The sequence below is a fragment of the Synechococcus lacustris str. Tous genome (assembly GCF_003011125.1).
Classification (GTDB): Bacteria; Cyanobacteriota; Cyanobacteriia; order PCC-6307; family Cyanobiaceae; genus Synechococcus_D; species Synechococcus_D lacustris.
On sequence record NZ_PXVC01000222.1, the window covers coordinates 1 to 1,030 of the forward strand.

The 1,030-nt window shown below is 56.4% G+C and carries 1 protein-coding gene; it reads right to left on the reverse strand.

What is annotated here, in order from left to right; genetic code table 11:
• The coding region (locus tag C7K08_RS14480; RefSeq protein ID WP_106501177.1) for an NAD-dependent epimerase at nt 1-957 on the reverse strand (957 nt) is incomplete at its 3' end.
• Between the last annotated feature and the right edge of the window lie 73 nt (nt 958-1,030).

A 1,030-nucleotide genomic window follows, 5' to 3' on the forward strand; every position in this document is an offset into this window, starting at 1 on the left:
TGGTTTGAAACCCGTCCAGGCTTCTAGGGCTGAGGTGTCAGCCGCAGTAGCGGGCACATCACCAGGTTGCATCGGCAGGAAGGTCTTCGTGGCCGTGATCCCCAGGGCCGATTCGATCGCGCCGATGTAATCCAGCAGGGGTGTGGGGTTGGAATTGCCGATGTTGAACACCCGGTGGGGCGCCCAGCTGCTGGCTGGATTGGGCTGGCTGGGATTAAAGGCTGGATCTGGGGTGGCTGGCTTATCTAGCACCCGTAGGAGGCTTTCAACAATGTCGTCTACATAGGTGAAATCCCGCACCATTTGGCCGTTGTTAAAAACCTGAATAGGTTCACCCGCCAGGATCGCCTTGGTAAACAGAAACAGGGCCATATCTGGCCTACCCCAGGGGCCATACACCGTGAAAAAGCGCAGGCCCGTGGCCGGTAACTTATACAAATGGCTGTAAGTGTGAGCCATCAGYTCRTTGGCTTTCTTGCTGGCCGCATAGAGGCTCACCGGGTGATCAACCCCTTGCTGTTCTGAAAACGGCAGGTTTGTRTTRCCKCCATACACCGAGCTRCTGCTGGCATACACCAAATGYTCGATGCCGTGGTGCCGGCAGCCCTCCAGCACATGGCCAAAACCCACCAAATTTGCCTGGATRTATGCCGCTGGRTTTTCGATYGARTARCGCACCCCCGCTTGGGCCGCCARRTTCACCACCTGCTGGGGCTTGTGGGTTGCAAATGCCGCTTCTACAGCAGCTCGATCTTCCAGATCGGCCTCGATCAGCTGGAAGCTGGTATCGGTGCGAGCTGCAGTGGCCTGCAGCTGGGCGATTCGTGCCCGCTTTAGGGCTGGGTTGTAGTAAGGATTCATATTGTCGAACCCCAGCACCGCAGTGCCCCGCTCCAGCAACCTGGTGCTCAGGTGATAGCCGATRAAGCCGGCGGCGCCGGTGACGAGAACGGTCATTACAAAAGAAGCTGCAGTTTAGACAAGCAATAAATACTCAAAAGCAAGCAGTCGCTATTCAATAGGCAACAAC